The organism is Sorangium sp. KYC3313, from assembly GCF_052075895.1.
Taxonomy (GTDB): Bacteria; Myxococcota_A; Polyangia; order Polyangiales; family Polyangiaceae; genus Sorangium; species Sorangium cellulosum_B.
Window position 1 is genome coordinate 3,317,851 of the sequence record NZ_CP197255.1, and the last position, 21,952, is coordinate 3,339,802.

14 protein-coding genes are annotated in these 21,952 nt (G+C 71.3%); 10 read left to right on the plus strand and 4 right to left on the minus strand.

The features are described 5' to 3' along the window. The first annotated feature begins 31 nt into the window (after positions 1 to 31). Both ACSRUE_RS12965 and ACSRUE_RS12970 read left to right on the plus strand, forming a co-directional pair. Positions 32 to 3,763: an NACHT domain-containing protein gene (locus ACSRUE_RS12965; RefSeq protein WP_441291251.1), complete on the plus strand. Its 3,732-nt coding sequence runs from the start codon at positions 32 to 34 to the stop codon at positions 3,761 to 3,763. A 93-nt stretch (positions 3,764 to 3,856) separates the two neighbouring features. Beyond that, positions 3,857 to 4,870, plus strand: coding sequence for a trypsin-like peptidase domain-containing protein (locus ACSRUE_RS12970; RefSeq protein ID WP_441291252.1), 1,014 nt, complete (start codon positions 3,857 to 3,859; stop codon positions 4,868 to 4,870). Positions 4,871 to 4,900: 30 nt separating this feature from the next. On the opposite strand, the gene ACSRUE_RS12975 is transcribed toward ACSRUE_RS12970, so the two are convergent. Continuing rightward, the gene (locus ACSRUE_RS12975; protein WP_441291253.1) at positions 4,901 to 5,587 is read right to left on the minus strand and encodes a hypothetical protein; all 687 of its coding nucleotides are present in this window, start codon (positions 5,585 to 5,587) and stop codon (positions 4,901 to 4,903) included. Positions 5,588 to 5,973: 386 nt separating this feature from the next. On the opposite strand from ACSRUE_RS12975, the gene ACSRUE_RS12980 reads away from it, so the two are divergent. Beyond that, on the plus strand, positions 5,974 to 6,240 hold the full coding sequence (locus ACSRUE_RS12980; RefSeq protein ID WP_441291254.1) for a hypothetical protein: 267 nt from the start codon (positions 5,974 to 5,976) through the stop codon (positions 6,238 to 6,240). Positions 6,241 to 6,305: 65 nt separating this feature from the next. Continuing rightward, entirely contained in the window at positions 6,306 to 6,812 is a 507-nt protein-coding gene (locus ACSRUE_RS12985) for a LamG domain-containing protein (RefSeq protein WP_441291255.1), read from the plus strand. Between the two features lie 184 nt (positions 6,813 to 6,996). Here the strand turns inward: ACSRUE_RS12985 and ACSRUE_RS12990 are convergent, their stop codons facing one another. Then, positions 6,997 to 7,398, minus strand: coding sequence for a hypothetical protein (locus ACSRUE_RS12990; protein WP_437764447.1), 402 nt, complete (start codon positions 7,396 to 7,398; stop codon positions 6,997 to 6,999). A gap of 876 nt (positions 7,399 to 8,274) precedes the next feature. Here ACSRUE_RS12990 and ACSRUE_RS12995 point away from each other — a divergent pair. The 4 genes from ACSRUE_RS12995 to ACSRUE_RS13010 all read left to right on the plus strand — a co-directional run bounded on the left by ACSRUE_RS12995 (position 8,275) and on the right by ACSRUE_RS13010 (position 18,480). Next, a complete protein-coding gene (locus tag ACSRUE_RS12995) occupies positions 8,275 to 12,225 on the plus strand; it encodes a protein kinase domain-containing protein (protein ID WP_441293083.1) in 3,951 nt (1,316 codons plus the stop codon). Positions 12,226 to 12,362: 137 nt separating this feature from the next. Next, positions 12,363 to 16,343, plus strand: a complete 3,981-nt coding sequence (locus ACSRUE_RS13000; RefSeq protein ID WP_441291256.1) for a serine/threonine-protein kinase — start codon at positions 12,363 to 12,365, stop codon at positions 16,341 to 16,343. A gap of 293 nt (positions 16,344 to 16,636) precedes the next feature. Then, entirely contained in the window at positions 16,637 to 17,437 is an 801-nt protein-coding gene (locus ACSRUE_RS13005) for a hypothetical protein (RefSeq protein ID WP_441291257.1), read from the plus strand. A 140-nt stretch (positions 17,438 to 17,577) separates the two neighbouring features. Continuing rightward, positions 17,578 to 18,480 (plus strand): LysR family transcriptional regulator, encoded by a 903-nt coding sequence (locus ACSRUE_RS13010; protein ID WP_441291258.1) that lies wholly within the window; start codon positions 17,578 to 17,580, stop codon positions 18,478 to 18,480. On the opposite strand, the gene ACSRUE_RS13015 is transcribed toward ACSRUE_RS13010, so the two are convergent. Next, positions 18,461 to 18,778 carry a putative quinol monooxygenase gene (locus tag ACSRUE_RS13015; protein ID WP_272103977.1) on the minus strand — a complete coding sequence of 106 codons (318 nt, stop codon included), beginning with the start codon at positions 18,776 to 18,778 and terminating at the stop codon, positions 18,461 to 18,463. The two genes, ACSRUE_RS13010 and ACSRUE_RS13015, sit on opposite strands and share 20 nt — an antisense overlap. 782 nt (positions 18,779 to 19,560) lie before the next feature. Between ACSRUE_RS13015 and ACSRUE_RS13020 the strand changes: the two genes are divergently transcribed. Continuing rightward, on the plus strand, positions 19,561 to 19,803 hold the full coding sequence (locus tag ACSRUE_RS13020; RefSeq protein ID WP_441291259.1) for an MbtH family protein: 243 nt from the start codon (positions 19,561 to 19,563) through the stop codon (positions 19,801 to 19,803). A gap of 113 nt (positions 19,804 to 19,916) precedes the next feature. Here the strand turns inward: ACSRUE_RS13020 and ACSRUE_RS13025 are convergent, their stop codons facing one another. Then, entirely contained in the window at positions 19,917 to 20,456 is a 540-nt protein-coding gene (locus ACSRUE_RS13025) for a PfkB family carbohydrate kinase (RefSeq protein WP_441291260.1), read from the minus strand. A gap of 8 nt (positions 20,457 to 20,464) precedes the next feature. Between ACSRUE_RS13025 and ACSRUE_RS13030 the strand changes: the two genes are divergently transcribed. Beyond that, positions 20,465 to 21,940: an ATP-binding protein gene (locus ACSRUE_RS13030; protein ID WP_441291261.1), complete on the plus strand. Its 1,476-nt coding sequence runs from the start codon at positions 20,465 to 20,467 to the stop codon at positions 21,938 to 21,940. Positions 21,941 to 21,952: the final 12 nt, after the last annotated feature.

The following is a 21,952-nucleotide window of genomic DNA, read 5'->3' on the forward strand; positions in this document are numbered from 1 at the left end:
GGACGCGATCGTTTTGCGAGAGGGATGACGAGTGTACGGCTCAATCATCGATTTTGAAGACGAGTTTTCCCGTCACGGTCAGATCTTCGCGAGGGAGGACGTACTCGCGGAGCTCTGTCGCTGGCTCGTCGGTGACAAGCGGCTCCACCGGGGCTGGCTGCTACTGCTCGGCGGGCCCGGCGTCGGCAAGAGCGCCATTCTGACCAGCCTCCTCAAGATGCTGCCCGCGCCGAGGCCGCCATGTCACTTCATCCGGAGAGGGATGGAGGGGTTCGATCGCCCGGAGGTCGTCGTCCAGAGCCTCTGCGCACAGCTCGAGCGGCTCTACCCGGAGCACGGCAGCGCCGACTTGCCCTCCGAGATGCGGCTCGGGGAGCTCCTGAAGCGCCTCTCGACCAAGGAGCTCGCCCGTCGCGGCCAGCGGTTGCTCCTCGTCATCGACGGGCTCGATGAGGCAGCCGGCGACGACCCGCTGCCGAGGATCCTGCCGCGGGTGCTGCCGCCGGGGGTGGTCATCCTGTGCGCTTCGCGGCCCATCTACCCCGCTCTGAGCTGGCTGGAGCGCGACGGCGTCCAGCGGATCAACCTGAACGACGAGATGTGGGCGGCCTCCAACGAGAACGCGTGCCTGCACTTCTGGCAGCACCACGCCGATGAGTTCGCCCCGCCTCTCAGCCCTGCTTTCATCCACGAGGCGGTGCGCCGGTGCGAAGGGAACATGCTGTACGCGGTCAAGCTCCGGGACTGGCTGAGGATGCAGCCACCCGAACGCCGCGTAGCGAGCGCGATACCCTACGGTCTCGACGCGTTCCTCACGCAGATTTGGACGGAACTGAACGAGCTCGACGGCGCGGTGTACGCGCTCGTTATGGAGGGGCTCGGCCTTGCGTGCGCCGCGCGTGAGGCGCTCCCGGCGTACCTCTTCCGAGAGATCCTCGAGTGGCCGACGACGATGGAAGTCGAGACGTTCCTGCGCGCGGTACGGCCCTTCCTCCTCGAGACGCGAGCGCACTGGCACAAGGGCGAATCGGCGTACCAGCCATTTCATGCGTACTTCCGTGAGTTCATCTCGGGCAAGCTCGGGAGCTCCGTGATTCGCGAACATCACCTTCGGTTGACCGAGACGCTGGCAGCGTGGCCGCCCAACGAACGCGATCCTTTCCAGCGCGCGTATGCGCTTCGGCACGCGGTGGCGCATCGAATCGAGGCCGGCGAGCTCCGCGACGCTCAGCGCCTCTGCACGAACCTCGACTACCTCAAGACCAAGTTTCGCGAGATCGATGTCGCCGCTGCCCAGCCGGAGCGCGAGCAGAGCGGCAGGGAGGCCGGCGCCACCTCGGCCGAGCGCGATCTCGACGCCACGGTCCGCGCTTCTGTCGGGGGCGAGGCCATCGATCTCGCGGCGGTCCTCACCGCCGTGTGCGCGGAGGTGAGCCGGCTGGGCACCGATCCGGAGTCGCTGCCGGTCCTGATCTATAACCGCTTGCGCTGCGCGGGATGGTCGGTCGACAGGATCAAGGGAAGACTCGGCTTCGGCGGGGGCCTCCCGGCGCTCCGGCTCCTGCACGGCGTGCGGCTCGGGCCCGCGCGTCTCCGCTCATTCCGTGGGCACGAGAAGCAGGTCACCGCCTGCACGATCACGTCGGACGGGACCCGTCTGCTCTCCGCGTCGGCCGATGGCACACTCCGCTTGTGGGCGCTGGGGTCGGCGGCCTGCATCGCGGAGCTGCGCGGTCACGAGGGCGAGCTCACCGCCTGTGCGATCACGCGCGACGGGAACACGGCGATCTCCACGTCGACCGACGGCACGGCGAGGATATGGGACATCCGCGCGCGCCGCTGCGTCGGGACGTTGGAGAACGGAGGTCGCTGCGCGACCGCATGCGCGGTGACCCACGACGGCCTACGCGTCGTGATAGGTTCAGACAACGGGCTCCTCCAGGTCTGGGATCTGGCGTCGCGCGAGCGCGTCGCCACGATGGAGGGGCACGCCGACTACATCACGGCGTGCGTCATTACCGGCGACGGCGAGCTGCTCGTCTCCGCGTCACGCGACGGGTCGGTGCGGGTATGGCGCCTCACTTCCGGCGAATGCGTGCAGACGCTGCGTCGCGCGGAGCCCGCCGCCGTGCTCGCGCAGGGAAGCTTGAAGGAGCAGGGGTGGATTGCCGCGCTCGCGCTGACGCCGGACGGGAAGCAGGTCGTCGCTGCGGCAGGCGACGGATGCCTGGCGTTCTGGGACCCCCTCTCCGGTGTCTGCGCGCGAAGCTTCGGGGCTGGACAGGGGCGCGTCGACGCGTGCTCGATCCTGCACGACGGCCGTCACGTGCTCTGCGGGATGGCGGACGGCACGATGGTAATCTGGGACATCGCGGCGGAGCGGCGCATCCGGTTCCTGGAAGCGCACGCGGGAGCGGTCTCCGCCTGCGCGCCGACCGCGGACGGCCGCCGGATCCTCTCGGCCTCCTACGATCGAACCCTCGCGCTCTGGGAGATCGGCGGGCCCGAGAGCTTGATGCCCCAGGACGAGCACGACGCGCCTGTGGCGGCGTGCGCCGCCGCGCTCGACGCACCGACGGTGATCTCCGGCTCGGAGGACCGGACCTTGAAGATCTGGGACGCCGCGACCGGGGCGTGTCGCGCCACGCTCGCGGGGCACGCCGATCTCGTGACCGCATGCGCGAGCTGCGCCAAGGGGCGTCGTGCGCTCTCAGGCGCGCGGGACGGGAGTGTTCGGCTCTGGAACCTCACGACCCGCCGGCTCGTAGAGGCGCTCGATGGTCACGCCGCGCTCGTGAGCGGCTGCGCCTTTACGCCGGACGGGCGCATGATCACGGCCTCTCACGACGGTACGCTGCGGGTGCGGGGCGCGGACGACAAACGGCGCCTCATGGTGCTCCCGCACGGAGATCCCGTGGAGGGCTTCTCGATTTCGCAGAACGGCGATTACGTCCTGTCCTTCTCGCGGATCGGAACAGCAAAAGTCTGGGCTCTCAAATCTGGGCGTTGCGAGCGGACCTTCGCCCCGTTCACATCGCCGATCCTCGCCGGCGCGTTGACGCCGGATGGCCGGCGTGCGGTGCTCGCTCTCGAGAGTGGCGAGATCGAGGTGTGGGATATCCACGGCAACTGGTGTCTCCCTGTGCTCAAGGGCCATCGAGGGCGGGTCTTCGGCTGCGCTGTATTACCGGACGGCGCACGGGTCGTCTCGGCTTCGGAAGACAAGACGCTGAAGGTATGGAACCTCCATACGGGCGTCTGCCTCGGGACGCTGTACGGGACGTCCATTTTTCGATGCGTGGCGGTGACGAAGACGCTGATCTGCGCTGGCGATCACGAAGGGAACGTCTGGATGATCGCCGCCGACGCGGAGCCGTTGGACGAGGACGGGCGCGGAGGTCCAGCGTCGCCCTCGAAGACGGCGAAGCGTGGGCCGCGTCCTGCCGGCAAATCGTCGCCACCGCTCCGCTTCGGTGCTCGTCGCATCGACCCCGTCGCACGTATGGACCCCCTCGCGGCGATGGCCGACGCGTTGGCGGGCCTATATACGCAGGTAGAGGAAGCCCGCCTCATCGCTGAAGAGGCAGGGATCGATATCAGGCGCGTCAACATGAACGGCAGCGCGCTGGTCGTCTGGCATAGCATCCTCAAAGAGGCGTGCAAGCGGGGCTTGCTCCGTGAGCTGGTGCGGCGTCCACTGAAGCAATATCCCGGACACTCTGCGCTCAGCTATGCCGCGCAGATGCTCGGGGTTCTCCGGTGAAATGAATTGGTGATTTTTTGTGGTGAAGCTGTGGGGGTCTTTTGACGGTGCTCGCTGGTGGTGGATATGTCGCCATGTGGAGAGGGGGTGAGCGTGGGTCTCGAGCATCTTTTGCGTGACGGGCGCAGCCGAGCGGCCTTCCGAGAGGCGCTGGCAAGGAAGTACCCGACCGTCGACGAGGCGCGCGCGTTCGTCGACAAGGTGGGCCTGAATCCTATCCGGATCAGCTTCAGCAGCCGCGCCGATCTTACCTGGTTCAGCATCCTGGAGGAGGCCAGCAAGCAGGGCGAGCGGTGGGTGCGGGCGATCCTCGATCTCGCCCTCGAAGAGTACCCTGACGACGATGGTCTGTTGTGTCTGCGGAGCGGCTCCGCTCCGCGCTACGCCGAGGGGCCTGACATCGCCTCGCTCGGGTGGCGGGGCCGCGGCGGGCAGTCCTACGAGAAGCTCATCGGCAAGCAGAGCTCGCTCGTGCCGGTCAGCTTTCTAGAGGTCGGGATGGCCCGAGCTCGCGCTGTGGCGCGCGTCAAATGCGACGATGGCACGCTCGGCACAGGCTTCCTTGTCACGGGAGACCTCTTGGTCACCAACCACCACGTCCTCGGCTCTCGAGAGGCCGCCGCGGCGACGACGGTTCAATTCAACTACCAGAAGACAGCCGACGGGCGCGACGGCCAGGTCGAGGAGCTTCGCCTCGAGCCAGAGGCGCTCTTCTTGACATCGATGAAGGACGACTACACGATCGTGAAGGTGAGCGGCGAGCCGTCTGCCCGCTGGGGGGTGATCGAGCTGCAGGCAAGCCGGATCCACGCAGAAGATCGCGTCAACGTCATCCAGCACCCGGGGGGCGAGCAGAAGCAGCTCTCCTTTTTTCACAATCTCGTCGTGTTCGTGGGCGAGGGGCGCGTGCAGTACCTGACCGACACGCTGCCGGGCTCTTCGGGGTCACCTGTCTTCGACAAGGACTGGAAGCTGGTCGCGCTGCACCACAGCGGTGGATGGCTCGTCGAGCCGGGGTCGAGAGAGCGCTTCTATCGAAACGAGGGGATTCTTGTGGATCGGTTGATCGATGCGCTCCAGGCGGGGAACCCGAGCCTGCCCGCCTGACGTGGCGAGCGCCGCATCGTCACGTCAGCGCTACAGCGCTTCCGGCAGCGGCTCCGGCGGCGCGAGCCCCGCGCTCTTCGCCCTGCACGGGACGCTCACGCCCTGACAGCCGCACTGGTTCTGGCCGCCGTCGGTGATCTTGCCCGCCGTGCCGCTCTCCGTCTCGACGTTGAGATCGATGAAGTTGCACTCGATGGTGCTGCGCGCGAGCGCCACCGAGGCGCCGAAGCTCGCGACGGCGGCGCCGTCGCTCGCCTCGATGCGCACGCCGGTCAACGTGGCCTTCGAGTCGCCAGCGTCCGTGACGATCGTGACGCCACTTCCCTGGAGCCCCTCGGCCGAGCTCCGGGTGCCGCGGACCGTGGTCTCCTCCAGGATGGCCACAGATCCGAAGAGGGCGAGCCCCGAACCGACGCTCTCGTCGACGAGCGACGACCGGAGCACGAGGCCGCTCCGCCCGTCCTGCGCGTGGACCTCGATCCCCCGGCCGAAACGCCCATCCGACGCCTGCGGGAGCGTGCGGCGGACCGCGACCCGCTCCAGCGTCGCGTCGGCGCCCTTGATGAACACGTCCGCAGTGCGGCTCCCCTCGACCACGGAGCCGCGCGTCGTGACGTCGCCACGCAGCGGGCCGCGGGAGGCGACCGCGAGGCCGACGCCGTGCTTCCCGTCCCCGTCGCGCGGCAGGGTGTCGCGCACGACCACGCCGTCGAGCAACGGTCCACTTGTCGTTCACCACCGTAAAAAACCGCCGACCCGTCCGCGCTCACGGTCCTCTCTTTGCTCGAACGCGACCGAGGAGACGCGGAGGCTTCACAGGAGAGAGCAGCGAGCGACCGCCATCTACTCCGCGCCTCTTCTCCTGCGCCTCTGTGGTGCATTTTTCGTCTCACTGCATCGGCGTGCGGCGCGCCGGCGCGAGTCGAGCCATCGTGCGAGGCACGGTGACAGGGAGCGGCGTTCTGAGCTACGCTGAGCGCCCCGCAGGAAACGCAGTATGCTTTGCAAATCCCATCCATCTGTACATCGCCTGGCCGGCGTCGCCGTGCTTCTTCTGTCGCTGCCGGGCTGCGCCCTCGAAACGAGCGGCACAGGCGGGTCAGGTGAATCCGAAGCTCAACCCGGAGGACCTGGCGGCGCTCCCGCTGGAGAACCCGGCGGAGCCATCGCCGGACAGCCTGACGGCGCCCCCGTCGAAGAGCCGGGCGGCGCTCCCGTCGAAGAGCCTGGCGGCGCTCCGGCGGAAGAACCCGGCGGAACGCCGACGGAAGAGCCCGGCGGGGATCCGCTCGGAGAACCCGGCGGCGCTCAGGCCGAAGAGCCCGGCGGCGCTCCCAAGCCGCTGTGCGGAGCGGCAGCTTCATCGCTGATCGCGTGCTTCGCGTTCGAGGGGAACCCCGACGACGCCTCGCAGCATCACTTCACGCCCGAGCGGGTGCGCAGCCTGCACTACGCGCCTGGCCGGGCCGGGCAGGCCCTCTCGGTGACGATGGGGAGCAAACTCTACTTCCGCCATGACGCCGCATGGACCGCCTCCGCGATGACCATCGATGTCTGGATCAACCCCGCCTCTCTCCCCGACAAGCGGCGATACACCGTGATCGACAGCGGCGGGAAGCCTTCGCTCTTCCTGATGCCGGGCGGACAGATCCGCTGCACCATGGGCGTCGAGCGGAACGTGACTTACCCCATCGTTCCCGGGCAGTGGACGCACGTCGCCTGTCTCTCCGACGGCCAGACGCAGAGCCTCTACGTGAACGGCGTCGAGGTCGACCGGAGCCCCTCTGGCCCGGTGATCGCCTCCGGCGAACAGCCCGTCCACATCGGCTCGGACGAGCCCTCGGGAGAAGACGAGTTCAACGGGCTGCTCGACAGCCTCCGCATCTTCGGCCGGACGCTCACGCCCCAGGAGATCTGCGCGGCTGCCGGCGGCGGCTGCTGAGCTGCGCCGTCCGACGCGCACCCAGCGGGGGGCTCCGGCCCGCGGGTCGGCCCATGGCCGTCGCCCTGCAGATCGCCAGGCGAGCCCCGGCGTGACCGGCCAGGGCTGTCCGAAGAAGGCGCGCTCTCGGCGCGCAGAAGGAAGAACGGAGGGCGGGAAGAGAGCGAGAGAGGAGCGAAGGGCCTCAGAAGGGGGCGTCGCGGAGCGTGTCCTTGTACGTCGCCTTGTACAGATCGTGGCAGGCCTTGCAGCTCGCCTTGGCACCGTCGATGTCGCCCTTCTTGGCCTTCGCGATGCCGTCGTTCGTGATCGCGACCCACTTGTCCATCCCCTTGGGCGGCCGCTTCGCCACGTACTCCAGCGCCTCTGCGATCTTCGCCGCGTCGCCGCTCGTGGTCGCCGACTGCATCACCGATTTCATCCAGCCCTGCATCGGACAGGCCTTCTGTCCTTTTGCACCGCAGCCAAAATCCTTCTTCTCGGCGACGGATGCGGGGAGGTCCGCGGTTCCGCCTGCGGCCCACGCGGCTCCAGCAAAGCCAATGCCGACGGTCATCAACACGGCACTCATCAGCTTCTTGCTCATCGACATCCGACGTCTCCTGTGGGTAAGGGCAAGCGCAGCGAGAGACATTGCAGTTCCGCGGGTGGAAGTCAACAGCCACCTTGGTCGCCGAGCCGGCTCGCGAACGCCGCCGAGGCGAGACGGCGTCGGGGGACAAGATCTTCATCCCAAACGCCGCCGAGACGAAGATAACGTCAGGAGAGAAAAACTTCATTCATGATGTCCGCCCAGCGCCGTCTCCGTCCTCGCTCGCGCCGCGCGGACGTCCTGACGCCACGTGGCGGGCGGGGGGGCCGGCCCGCCGGCGAGCGCGCCTCCAGGGCCGCCCTCCGGGCGCGCGCCGCCTCCGCGCCGGAACAGCGCGCCCACCCTGGGCGCCGTCGGCGGGGTCTCCGTTCGTCGATGGCGCAGGCAGGTCTCTTCGCCGGCGCGATGACGAGGTTCGCGATGCGCCAGACCGACCCATCGACATGACGCGACGACGTGGCTTATCGACACAGCGCGATGCGCTCCTCGATGGCATTTCAGATGCCTTGAAGCGAGCCCGCAGAACACGGCACCCGGCGGCGCCCTCTCCGGCGCCGGAGCCGTTCGCCCAGCCCGGGCGCCCTCCTCGCCGATGGCTTACCTGCGCTCGGTCCACCACCCGGGCGGCCTGAGCACACGCACGTGTCCGTCGAGGACCCCTCGTTCGCGCCGGCGGGCGGCCTGCGCGTGCGCGGAGCCGGTCCTCCCCGAGCGCCCCGGCGTGTTCTTCGTGAGACTCCAGCCCTGACGCGTCGCATCGCGCATTCGCCCCGGTCGCGATCGCGCTGAAGGTGAGTTGCCCTACCATCCCGGGCCTGTATCCAGACCAGCAGGGCGGCGCGCGTGATATCGCTGGATTCACGGCCGTTGATGCGCGTCGGAGAGATCGTCGACGAGCGGTTCCAGATCGAGGGCCTCGCGGGCTCGGGCGGGATGGGGCACGTCTACCGGGCGCGCGACCGGCGAAGCGGCGACACGGTGGCTCTCAAGGTGCTTCGCCGCGCCGACAAGGGCGAGCTCAGCCGCTTCTCCTGCGAGGTGGAGGCGCTCTCGGCGCTGCGCGTCCCCGGCGTCGTCCGGTACATCGCCCACGGCGTCGCGGCGGACGGCAAGCCGTATCTGGTGATGGAGTGGCTCGCCGGGGAGACGCTCGCCGAGCGCGTCGCGCGGCGAGGGCTCACCCCTGCCGAGAGCGTCGACGTCGTCGCGCGGATCGCGGAGACGCTCGGCGCCCTCCACGGGCAGGGCGTCGTGCACCGCGACCTCAAGCCGAGCAACCTGCTCCTCGTCGAGGGGCGGCTCGATCGCGCGACGGTGCTCGACTTCGGGATCGCGCGCTTCCGGATCGACCAGCAGCTCACCCTGCCGGGCACCGTCCTCGGGACCCCGGAGTACATGGCACCCGAGCAGGCGCGCGGCGAGCGGCGCGTCGACGCCCGCGCCGACGTGTTCGCGCTCGGCTGCGTGCTCTTCAAGTGCCTCACCGGGCGCGCCGCCTTCCAGGGCGCCGGGGCGCTCGCCGTGCTGGTCAAGGTGCTGCTCGACGAGCCGCCGCGCCTCCGCGAGGTCCGCGCCGACCTGCCGGACGAGCTCGACGCCCTCGTCACCAGGATGCTCGCGAAGCTGCCAGACGGGCGTCCCCGCGACGGCGCGGCCGTCGCCGAGGCGCTCCGCGCGATCGACCTCAGCCGCGCCGGCGCGGCGGACGGCGCCCACTCTGGCGCGCTGGCGCCCGTCCTGGAGCTCACGAGCAGCGAGCGGCGCGTCACGTGCCTCGTGCTCGCGCACGAGCGCTCGGAGCCCGAGGAGGTGACCCGCTCGCAGGAGGAGGAGCAGGCGCGGGCGACGGGCCTCGCCGACGAGCTCTACGCGCTCGCCGAGCGCTACCAGGGCCAGATCGAGCTCATCGACGCGAGATCGCCGCTGCTCGTGCTGACGAGCGCCGAGGCGGCCACCGATCTCGCCGCGCAGGCCGCGCGCTGCGCGCTCTCGCTGCGCGCGCTGCTCGGCGGCGCGCAGGTCTCGCTCGTGACCGGCCGGGCCGAGCTGACGTCGCGCATCCCGATGGGCGAGCTCATCGACCGGGCGGTCCAGCTCCTGCCGTCGCGCGGCGAGCCGGGCGCGGTCGCCGCGGTCCGCATCGACGAGGTGACGGCGGGGCTCCTGGGCGGCCGGTTCGAGACGAGCTGCGAGGGCGGCGCGCGCTTCCTCCACGGGGCGCGGGACGACCTCAAGGTGACGTCGGCGCCGGCGCTGCTCGGCAAGCCGGTGGCGTGCTTCGGGCGGGAGCGGGAGCTCGCGGTGCTGGCCGCGGAGCTCGATCGGAGCATCGAGGAGTCGACCTCCGGCGCGCTGCTGGTGGTCGCGGCGGCCGGCATGGGCAAATCGCGGCTGCGGCAGGAGTTCCTCGAGAAGGTGTCGGCCCCCGCCGCGCGCGCGGCCGACCGCGCGGGCGGCGGGGGCGGCGCCGACCTGGCGGACGGCGCCCGCGTGGAGGTGTGGATCGGCCAGGGGGACCCGATGAGCTCGGGCTCGGCGTTCGGCCTCCTGTCGCGCGCGCTGCGGAGCGCGATGGGCATCGTCGACGGCGAGCCGCTGGAGGAGCGGCGGCGCAAGGTGAGGGCGCGGGTCGAGCGGCACCCGGAGCTCGACGTCGGGCGCGTCAGCGCCTTCCTTGGCGAGCTCCTGGGCGCGCCGTTCCCGGACGACGACATCCGGGTCGGCGCGGCGCGGCGCAACCGGCAGCTGATGGGCGATCAGCTGCGGCTGTCGTGGGAGGAGTTCATCCGGGCCGAGTGCGCGAGGCAGCCCGTGCTGCTGATCCTCGAGGACTTGCAGTGGGGTGACCTGCCCACCCTGACGATGGTGGAGGCGGCGCTCCGGAGCCTGCGGGATCTGCCGTTCCTGGTGCTCGGGCTGGCCCGCCCCGAGGTGCACGAGGCCTTTCCGGGGCTGTCCCAGGGGCGCTTCGGCAACCAGATGATGCTGCCGCCGCTCACGCGCCGGGCGAGCGAGCGGCTGGTGCGGGCCGCGCTGGGCGACGAGGCGAGCGCGGAGCTCGTGGCCACGCTGGTGGACCGGGCGGACGGCAACCCGTTCTACCTGGAGGAGCAGGTCCGCGCGGTGGCGGCCGGCCACGGCGCGGACCTGCCGGAGACGGTGCTGGCGATGGTGCAGGCGCGCATCGAGGCGCTCGACGCCGAGGCGCGGCGCGTGCTGCGGGCTGCGAGCGTGTTCGGCCAGACGTTCTGGCCGAGCGCGGTGAGCGCGCTGCTCGGGGGCGCGGTGGTGACGCGCTGGCTCTCGGAGCTGGAGCGCCGCGAGGTGGTCCACCGGCGCGGCCCCGGGCGGCTGCGCGGAGAGGTCGAGTACCGCTTCCGGCACGCGCTGGTGCGCGAGGCGGCGTACGGGATGCTGACGGAGGCCGACCGGCGGCTCGGCCACGCGCTGGCGGGCGCCTGGCTGGAGGGCGCGGGCGAGCCCGACGCGATGGCGCTCGCGGAGCACTTCGAGCGCGGCGCCGTGCCCGCGCGGGCCGCGGCGGCGTACCTGCGGGCGGCGCAGCACGCCCTGGAGGGCAACGATCTCGGCGCCGCGATCGCGCGGGCCGAGCGCGGGCTCGAGTGCGCGCCGGAGCCCGCGGTGGTGGGGGCGCTCCGGCTGGTCCAGGCCGAGGCGCACGTGTGGCGGGGCGACCTCGCGCTGGCCGAGCAGCGGGGGACCGACGCCGCGCGGCACCTCGCGCCCGGCTCGGCGCCGTGGTTCGCGGCCGTCACGCAGGCCGTCGCGGCCGCGAGCAAGCTGGGCGGCTTTGACCGCGTGGAGCGGTGGATGGACGAGGCGGTCGTTGCGCCCGGGCTGGAGGGCGCGGGCAGCGCGAGGAGCACGTGCCTCTGCGCGGGCGCCTCGACGCTGGCCTTCGCCGGCCGCCCTGCCGTCGTGGACGCGCTCGTCACGGCGGTGGAGCGCGCGCTGCGCGACGGGTCCGCGACGGGCGCGGAGGTGGTCGCGGGGCTGCACCAGGCGCGCGCTTTCCGCGCGATGAGCGGGGGCGATCCCGGCGCCTGCGTCACCGGCCTGGAGGCCGCGCTCGTGGCGTTCGAGCAGGTCGGCGACCGGCGCAACGCGTGCATCACCCGCGCGAACCTGGGCTATTCCTACGGCGAGCTCGGCGACTTCGGCGGCGCCGAGGCGGCGCTCCGCTCCGTGCTGGCGGCCACGGAGCGGATGGGTCTGCACGAGGTGGCGGCGGCGGCGCAGGCCAGCCTCGGGCAGGTCCTCGCTTACTGCGGCAAGCTCGCCGAGGCGCGGGCCGTCGAGGAAGCGGCCCTCGCGTCGAGCCAGCGGCTGGGCGACCCGCGCGCCGAGGTGGTGTCGCGCTCGTACCTCGCGAAGATCGCCCTGCTCGCCGGCGATTTCGCCGGCGCGGAGCGCGAGGCGCAGCTCGCGGAGGCGCTGGAGAGCGCGTCGCCGCTCCGCGTCGCGGCCACGGCGATCCGCGCCCGGGCGCTGATCGGGCTCGGGCGCGCCGCCGAGGCGCTCGCGGCCGCCGGCGAGGCCCTCGCCGCGCTCGAGTCGCTCGGCGGGCTCGAGGAGGGTGAGTCGATGATCCGCCTGGTGTATGCCGAGGCTCTTATGGCGAACGGCAACATTGATGAAGCTTCCGCTGCCATCGCATCCGCCCGCAACAAATTACTTGAACGGGCGGCCAAAATCGGTGATCCGAGCTGGCGTGATAGATTTCTCTATATCGTCTCGGATAATGCCCGCACATTAAGCTTCGCAGCTCAGTGCCTAGGAAGAGAGGTTGCTAGTCTCTAAGAGGCCAAAGCGCTGCAGCATCCGTCGCTGCGGCGACGGTGGAATTGTGTGCCTTGGTTGCCTGTGAGTTCTTGGTGTCAGGCTGGATGCGCACCAAGCGAGCAGCATGCGTGATATTGTCGGAAGCGATGTTGCCCATGCAAGAGGGAGAAATCGTTGGTGGCCGCTTCAAGATCGAAGCCATTGCTGGCTCCGGGGGCATGGGGCACGTTTACAGAGCATGCGATGGGCGTACCGGGAACACGGTGGCTATTAAAGTGCTTCATGGTGCAGGCTTCGGTGAGTCGAGCCGATTCTTGCGCGAAGTGCAAGCGCTGGCGGAATTGCAGGTTCCTGGTGTTGTGCGGTACTTTGAGCATGGGGTGACCTCGGGCGGTAATCCATTCTTGGTCATGGAGTGGCTCGACGGCGAAACCCTGGCGGATCGTCTTGCTCGCCACCCTCTTACGTTGATCGAGAGCGTCGATGTCGCATTGCAGGTGGCAACGACGCTGGGGACTGTCCATCGACGAGGGATCGTTCACCGCGACGTAAAGCCAAGCAACCTGCTCCTCGTCGATGGGCGGCTTGATCGGGTGATAGTGCTCGATTTTGGAATCGTGCGCGTCCGGAGTAGCCAGTCGCATACATTTACGATGCCGGGGACGATACTCGGTACACCTGAGTATATGGCGCCCGAGCAGGCGCGTGGTGAACCGAATATCGATGCCCGAGTTGACGTGTTCTCGCTTGGGTGCGTGCTGTTCGAGTGCCTTACCGAGCGTGCCCCATTCCAGGGAACTGGAGTTCTTGCTGTTCTGATGAAGATCCTTCTCGAGGAGCCACCGCGCCTCCACGAACTCCGCCCTGAGCTTCCGGAGCAGCTCGACGCGCTGGTCGCCAGCATGCTCGCAAAGCATCCGGACGGGCGGCCGCGCGACGGCGCGGCCGTCGCCGAGGCGCTCCGCGCGATCGACCTCAGCCGCGCCGGCGCGGTGGCCTTCAGCGATCCCGCCGCGCTGGCGCCCGTCCTGGAGCTCACGAGCCGCGAGCGGCGCGTCACGTGCCTCGTGCTCGCACGCGAAAGCCCCAGTTCAGAGGACGTCACCCGCTCGGAAAACGAGGAGCAGGCGCGGGCGACGGGCCGCGCCGACGAGCTCTACGCGCTCGCCGAGCGCTACCAGGGCCAGATCGAGCTCATCGACGCGAGATCGCCGCTGCTCGTGCTGACGAGCGCCGAGGCGGCCACCGATCTCGCCGCGCAGGCCGCGCGCTGCGCGCTCTCGCTGCGCGCGTTGCTCGGCGGCGCGCAGGTCTCGCTCGTGACCGGCCGGGCCGAGCTGACGTCGCGCATCCCGATGGGCGAGCTCATCGACCGGGCGGTCCAGCTCCTGCCGTCGCGCGGCGAGCCGGGCGCGGTCGCCGCGGTCCGCATCGACGAGGTGACGGCGGGGCTCCTGGGCGGCCGGTTCGAGACGAGCTGCGAGGGCGGCGCGCGCTTCCTCCACGGGGCGCGGGACGACCTCAAGGTGACGTCGGCGCCGGCGCTGCTCGGCAAGCCGGTGGCGTGCTTCGGGCGGGAGCGGGAGCTCGCGGTGCTGGCCGCGGAGCTCGATCGGAGCGTCGAGGAGTCGACCTCCGGCGCGCTGCTGGTGGTCGCGGCGGCCGGCATGGGCAAATCGCGGCTGCGGCAGGAGTTCCTCGAGAAGGTGTCGGCCCCCGCCGCGCGCGCGGCCGACCGCGCGGGCGGCGGGGGCGGCGCCGACCTGGCGGACGGCGCCCGCGTGGAGGTGTGGATCGGCCAGGGGGACCCGATGAGCTCGGGCTCGGCGTTCGGCCTCCTGTCGCGCGCGCTGCGGAGCGCGATGGGCATCGTCGACGGCGAGCCGCTGGAGGAGCGGCGGCGCAAGGTGAGGGCGCGGGTCGAGCGGCACCCGGAGCTCGACGTCGGGCGCGTCAGCGCCTTCCTTGGCGAGCTCCTGGGCGCGCCGTTCCCGGACGACGACATCCGGGTCGGCGCGGCGCGGCGCAACCGGCAGCTGATGGGCGATCAGCTGCGGCTGTCGTGGGAGGAGTTCATCCGGGCCGAGTGCGCGAGGCAGCCCGTGCTGCTGATCCTCGAGGACTTGCAGTGGGGTGACCTGCCCACCCTGACGATGGTGGAGGCGGCGCTCCGGAGCCTGCGGGATCTGCCGTTCCTCGTGCTCGGGCTGGCCCGCCCCGAGGTGCACGAGGCCTTTCCGGGGCTGTCCCAGGGGCGCTTCGGCAACCAGATGATGCTGCCGCCGCTCACGCGCCGGGCGAGCGAGCGGCTGGTGCGGGCCGCGCTGGGCGACGAGGCGAGCGCGGAGCTCGTGGCCACGCTGGTGGACCGGGCGGACGGCAACCCGTTCTACCTGGAGGAGCAGGTCCGCGCGGTGGCGGCCGGCCACGGCGCGGACCTGCCGGAGACGGTGCTGGCGATGGTGCAGGCGCGCATCGAGGCGCTCGACGCCGAGGCGCGGCGCGTGCTGCGGGCCGCGAGCGTGTTCGGCCAGGCGTTCTGGCCGAGCGCGGTGAGCGCGCTGCTCGGGGGCGCCGTGGTGACGCGCTGGCTCTCGGAGCTGGAGCGCCGCGAGGTGGTCCACCGGCGCGGCCCCGGGCGGCTGCGCGGAGAGGTCGAGTACCGCTTCCGGCACGCGCTGGTGCGCGAGGCGGCGTACGGGATGCTGACGGAGGCCGACCGGCGGCTCGGCCACGCGCTGGCGGGCGCCTGGCTGGAGGGCGCGGGCGAGCCCGACGCGATGGCGCTCGCGGAGCACTTCGAGCGCGGCGCCGTGCCCGCGCGGGCCGCGGCGGCGTACCTGCGGGCGGCGCAGCACGCCCTGGAGGGCAACGATCTCGGCGCCGCGATCGCGCGGGCCGAGCGCGGGCTCGAGTGCGCGCCGGAGCCCGCGGTGGTGGGGGCGCTCCGGCTGGTCCAGGCCGAGGCGCACGTGTGGCGGGGCGACCTCGCGCTGGCCGAGCAGCGGGGGACGGACGCCGCGCGGCACCTCGCGCCCGGCTCGGCGCCGTGGTTCGCGGCCGTCACGCAGGCCGTCGCGGCCGCGAGCAAGCTGGGCGGCTTTGACCGCGTGGAACGGTGGATGGACGAGGCGGTCGTCATGACGGCCTCGCAAGGCTCGGAGAGCGCGAAGAGCACATGTCTCTCCATGGGCGCCTCGACGCTGGCCTTCGCCGGGCGGCCTGCGGTCGTCGACGCGCTCATCGCGGAGGTGGAGCGCGCCATGGGCGATGGGGCGTCGACCGGCGCCGGCACGGGCGCGGAGGTGGTCGCGGGGCTGCACCAGGCGCGCGCTTTCCGCGCGATGAGCGGGGGCGATCCCGGCGCCTGCGTCACCGGCCTGGAGGCCGCGCTCGTGGCGTTCGAGCAGGTCGGCGACCGGCGCAACGCGTGCATCACCCGCGCGAACCTGGGCTATTCCTACGGCGAGCTCGGCGACTTCGGCGGCGCCGAGGCGGCGCTCCGCTCCGTGCTGGCGGCCACGGAGCGGATGGGTCTGCACGAGGTGGCGGCGGCGGCGCAGGCCAGCCTCGGGCAGGTCCTCGCTTACTGCGGCAAGCTCGCCGAGGCGCGGGCCGTCGAGGAGGCGGCCCTCGCGTCGAGCCAGCGGCTGGGCGACCCGCGCGCCGAGGTGGTGTCGCGCTCGTACCTCGCGAAGATCGCCTTGCTCGCCGGCGATTTCGCCGGCGCGGAGCGCGAGGCGCGCCTCGCGGAGGCGCTGGAGACCGCGTCGCCGTTCCGCGTCACGGCCATGGCGATCCGCGCCCGGGCGCTGATCGGGCTCGGGCGCGCCGCCGAGGCGCTCGCGGCCGCCGGCGAGGCCCTCGCCGCGCTCGAGTCGCTCGGCGGGCTCGAGGAGGGCGAGTCGATGATCCGACTGGTCCATGCGGAGGCGTTCTCCGCGGTCGGCGATGAGGCTAGCGCCGCCGCCGCGATCTCCGCCGCGCGCGACAAGCTGCTCGACCGGGCGGAGAGCGTCCGTGACCCCGAGTGGCGCAGGCGCTTTCTCTCCCACGTTCCGGACAACGCCCGCACCCTGGAGCTCGCAGCGCAGTGGGTCGGAGCTGTCGGAGCTGGGCGGAACTGTCAGAGCTGAACGTGGCTGAACGTGGCCGAACGTGGCTGAACGTGACTGAACGTGACTGAACGTGACTCAACGTGGCTGTCCTGCGGCGAAATCCGCGGAGGACGTGCAATTTAATGGCTGACAGTCGAAGTGGTTTGCCGTACCCTGCTGATTGACGTGGAGAGTTCCCGGCTGTCGTTCTGTTGAGCGACGCGCCGGAGGGCGTGCTGTGATCGGGGAGCGTGGGCGCTCCCCTTGGCTCGCTACCGAGGTCTCATCACGTGAAAACCAGTGCTGTACTTGGGTGCGCAGGCATCCTTCTCGTGGCTACCGGCTGCGTCGCGCCCGAGCAGGCGCTCGAAGCGGGGAATGAAACAGAGGAGCTCGGCTCCGCCGCTGACGAGCTCGCCAGCGGCAATGCGCTGAGCTTCAACGCGCTGAGCTTCAACGCGCTGAGCTTCAATGCGCTGAGCTTCAATGCGCTCAGCCACACCGCGCTGAGCCGGGAGGCGGCCTCCGCGCTGAAAGACCCCAGCGAGAGGGGCGATCTCTTCCGGACGCTCGTGAAGTACACGGTCAGCTGTGCGCTCAAGGAGTCCCAGTCGTTCCGTTTCTCCTGGACCGACCGCGCGGGCGCGACCCACAAGGAGGTCTATCCCGGACACCTCGGCCTCGCGCCCCGGTGGGACCGGCGCCCGCTCGACGGCGAGGGCAAGCGGATGGTCTCCGCGTGCCTCGCCGCCCACACGAACCGTTATGGGGTCTCGGTCAGCATCTCGATGCGCTCCCGACAGAACCCGCTGCGTCACGAGGTCGGGTGCGGCGAGCTCGACGAATACCCCCATGTCGAAGGGGCCTTCTGGGGGAACCTCTTCACGGAGACGCCGTACCTGCGCGCCTGTTACAACCCGGCGAACGTCGATGTCGCGCGCGCGGCGAAGCGCGACTGCGCCGCGGGCCATCTCGACGCGGACGGCGATCTCGAGGGCTGCGGGATGATCGAGATCGTCGGGCGTTGCAAGGAGTACTGCGGCAAGCTCAACCGCTCCGGGGAGTATTACAAGGAATGCGATGATCCGGAGTTCGGCGAGACGCGCCATGTGATCACCACCGCGCTGCGGTGACTCTTGCCATCCTGAGCAGAGGGGCCGCCGGTCGTCTTCTCCCTCGGCAGCCCTGATCGGGGCCGAGCGAGCGCGCCGGCCTCCTCGGCCTCCTCGGCCTCCTTGGCGCGGGCGGCGTCGCCGGGCGAAGATGCGCGGCCATGGAGATGCATCAGGTCCGGTATTTCCTTGCGGTGACCGAGACCCGCAGCTTCACGCGCGCGGCCGAGCGGTGCGCGGTCTCGCAGCCCGCGCTCACGGCCGCCATCAAGAAGCTCGAGGAGGAGCTGGGCGGCCCGCTCGTCCTGCGCGAGCGCGGCGGCGCCAAGCTCACGGCGCTGGGGCAGCGCGTGCTGCCGCGGCTCCAGCGGCTGCGGGACGAGATGCAGGCCGTCCAGGTGATCGCGGACAACCACCGGCGCCTCAAGCAGGTGCCGCTCCGGGTGGGCATCCTCTGCACCATCGGGCCCGCGCGGCTCGCGGGCTCGCTGGCGGCGTTCCGCGCGGAGGCGCCGGGGGTGGAGCTGGAGATCGCGGTGGCCGTGCAGGGTGAGCTCCTGCGGCGGCTGGAGGAGGCCGAGGTCGACGTCATCGTCTCGAACCTCGGCGACGCTGTTCCGGACTGGTGCGTGGTGGCGCCCCTCTACGAGGAGCGCTACGTCGTGGTCCTGCCGCCCGGCCACCACCTGGCCGCGCGCGAGGGCCTGCGGCTCGAGGATCTGGACGGCGAGCCCTACCTCGATCGGCTCGCCTGCGAGATGCGCGAGCAGGTGACGGGCGCGTGCGCCGCGCGGCGCGTGGACCTGTACGCGGCGTACCGCACCGACCGGGAGGACTGGGTCCAGAGCCTGGTGCACGCGGGGCTGGGTTTTGCCTTCATGCCCGAGCACTCGGTGCTCCTGACGGGCGCGTCGCAGCGCCCGCTCGTCGACCCGGCCCTCCGTCGCACCGTCGCGCTGGTGCGCTCGGGCGATCGCACGCCGGCGCCGGGCTTGCAGCTCTTCTGGGACGCGCTGCTCTCGCGCGCTGCCCGGGCGCGGCCGGTCACCCCTTCGCGGCGATGATGTCCACGTGCTCGATGACGGGCGGGGTGGCGAGCAGCTCCGGCGCCTTGGCCATGAGCGCGGCCGCGATGCGGCCCGCGAGGTGCTCCTTGCGCCCCACCTCGTCCGCGAAGGTATCGAAGATGCCGAACGTCGACGGCCCGATGCGCAGCGCGAACCAGTGAACCGTCCGCGGCTCCTCGGCGGCGAGGCCGACGGCGGAGCGGAGGAGCGCCTCGACCTCGGCCTCCTTGCCGGGCTTGGCCTCGATGCGGGCCAGGAGGGAGAGCGTCACGGCGGTCGGGGAAGCAGCGGTCATGGGATCCTCCTCTTCGGCGGCGCACGGCGCGCCGCGCTTCGGTGAAGAGAGTTGTAACGATCGGCGTCCGGCCGACCATTCGATGTTCTGGATGGATCCATCAGCGCCGTGGATGGCCGCTTCACAGGAGGGGTGGCCGCGATCCGCCGCCATGGCGGCGCCACCCCCTGAGGTGGAGCGCCTCTCGGGTTCTCCCGTGTTTTCGCGTCGGCCTCGGACCCCCTGCGCGGCCCCCCATGCTCTCGGCCAGCTTGCCGCTCACCGGCTCAGCGATGGTCAACCTATCGGGAGCATGGACCTCCTCATCGCCTCCATCGCGCTCGCGAATGGGCTGATCCTCGTCATCCATCATGTTCGGGAGTTCTCGCGCGTGAAAGGCCTGCCGCTCGAAGACTGGGAATCGTGGTGATCGACGCTTCCGCAGGGCGGAGTGTTCCGTCATGGAGCGCGCGGGGGAGGCCTCATCCTCCGCCGCCCGCCTTCGCGCCACCGCGCCCGCCCCTCCCGCTCCGGCCTGCCGCAGCGCCAGCACGACAAGACATGGGCTGAGGCTCCTTGCCTGTCCCCGCGGCGTGAGGCGTCGAACCATGGGGAGCGGATCCATGGGGCATCGGTTCGCTGGCGTGATCTCGTGACACGGGCATCGATCCCGGCGTGATGCCGTCTCGGGCGGAGACGGCCTGATCCTGCGATCCGTGCTCGGAGATTCCGGCTCGACGGCGCGGGGACCGAGGTTATGGTGCGACCCCGCAGCGCAATCGGGCCGACCCGCGGAGGGGAAGATGAACCAGGAAGAGCGGCAGGACGCAGCCACCTATCGCGTCGTCGTCGATCACGAGAAGCAGTACACCGTCTGCCCTGTCGAGCGCGCGATCCCGAGCGGGTCGCGGGAGGCCGGCAAGCAGGGATCCATCATGGAGTGCCTCGCTTATATCGAGCAGGCGTGGGAGCGCCTGCGCGCCCCGGCGGAGGGATGCACCCCGGCGGAGGTCGCCGCCCGAGCGCGCGCGGAGTGGCTCTCCTGACGCCGTCATGAGGCGACGACGGCGGCGATGACGGGGTGGAACGGGCTCGGGGGCGTCCCTCCGCTCATGTCGACCGAAGCGCCGGGATCCCTCCACGCAGGCGTGGATCCGAGTCACGGCGCGATAAGCCTCATCTGCGTCTCGAGCGGATCGATCCCGCGCAGCACGGCAGCGCCGTGCGGTCCAGCGAGGCGACAGGCTTCCTCGACGGGGAGGCCGTGGGCGAGATAGTAGGCGAGGGCACCGGCGAAGCTATCGCCGGCGCCGTAGTCGCCGAGGACGCGGTCCGGCGCGGGCGGCGCGTCGACCAGCGCGGCGCTCCCCGGGCGGAGCACGCGGACGGGCCGCGGCCCGTCGGTGAGCACCAGCGCGCCGGGACAGGGGTCGTACGCGTCGAGCGGGGCGTTCTCGCGCGGATCGGAGGCGCTGCCGATGACCACGTCGGGGGCGATCGCCGCCGCCCGGAGCGCCGCGCCCCTGCGGGCGGTCACCACGAGGCGACGCGCGGCGCGCGCGAGGCGCAGGCTCTCGGGGTCGGCGCCGGTGAAGTAAGTTGCCCAGCGAGGCGACGCGCCAGGCGGGCGAGCGCAGACGGCCGCGCCGCTCGGGGGCGACGATGCGTCCGAGTTGCCTCGGGCGCGAAATCGGACCAATCGACGCCATGGAATCAGCAGCGGCGCGGCGCGCGCCAGAGCTCGGCTCCTCGCGGCAGCCGAGCCTGAGCACGCTCCTCGGGATCGCGACATTTCTCCTCACGGGCGCGGCGATCGCCGTGGTCGCCGCGCTCATGGCCGCCTCGGCGACCATGCAGCAGGCCACCGGGATCCTCGGCGACGCGATCGAGAGCGTCCGCCTGGTGCACAGCCTGCAGATCGACCTCCTCCTCGATGCACACCAGATCCACCGCGACACCGGGGCCGCCAGCGGCGGGCCGATCTCCACCTTCCACGAGTGGGAGAGCGAGCTAAGGAAGGGCCTTGCGGAGGCTCACCGTCACGTGAGCAGCCAGGAAGAGAGCGGCATGCTCGTCGACGCAGAGCGGCGCGTCGACGAGTACCTCGTCGGGCGTCGAGCCGGCGATGCCGGCGGCTCACCCCCCTCGCCGGACGCGCCGGCGCCGGCCACCGATGCGCTCGCTTTCGACGAGGCGTTCAATGCCCTCGACGGCCTGGTCGAGATCAACCTCCATCAGGCCCGCGCGTCCCAGGCGCTCGTGGAGCGTCTGGGCCAGCGCGCGACCACCGCCGGCGTCGCGGCCGTCCTCTTCTTCATGGCCGGCGCGTCCCTGGTCCTCATCAGCGCGCGGCGGCTCGTCTACGGCCCCGTCGTCGCGATCCAGGAGGCGATCGGTCGCTACGGCGCGGGGGACCGCGCCGTGCGCGCGCCGCTCGTCGGGCCGCGCGAGCTCGGGGACATCGCGCGGGCCTTCAACAGCACGGCGGAGTCGCTGGAGCGCCAGCGTGAGGCGCGGTTCGCGTTCCTCGGCGGCGTGGCGCACGACCTCAGGAACCCGCTCTCGGCGCTCCGGCTGTCGGTCGGCTTCCTCAACGACGGAGGCCCCCCGTCGGAGCCGCGCGTGCAGCGGACCATGGCGCTCGTCGGACGGCAGGTCGATCGCCTCGAGCGCATGGTCGGGGACCTCCTTGACGCGTCACAGATCGAGGCGTGCAAGCTCGAGCTCCGGGTCGAGGCGCGCGACCTGCGCGAGCTCGTGCAGGAGGCGGCCGAGCTCTATCGCCCGGTGTCGCCGGAGCACCCGATCGATCTCTCGCTCCCCGAGGCGCCGGTGCTCGTCCGCTGCGATGCGACGCGGATCCAGCAGGTGCTCAACAACCTCCTGTCGAACGCGCTCAAGTACTCTCCCGCCGGCGGCCAGATCGATGTGGCGGTCCACGGCGGCGCGGGCTGCGCCGAGATCGCGGTTCGCGATCGCGGGGTCGGGATCGATCCGGCGGATCTGGCGCACCTCTTCGAGCCGTTCCAGCGCCTCAAGGCGTCGGCGGGCGCGATCCCGGGGACGGGCCTCGGGCTCGCGGTGGCGAAGCGCATCGTCGAGGCGCACGGCGGCCGCCTCCTCGTCGAGAGCGAGCCGGGCGCCGGCTCGGTGTTCCGGGTCGAGCTGCCGCGCGCGTCCTGATGGGAGAGGCGG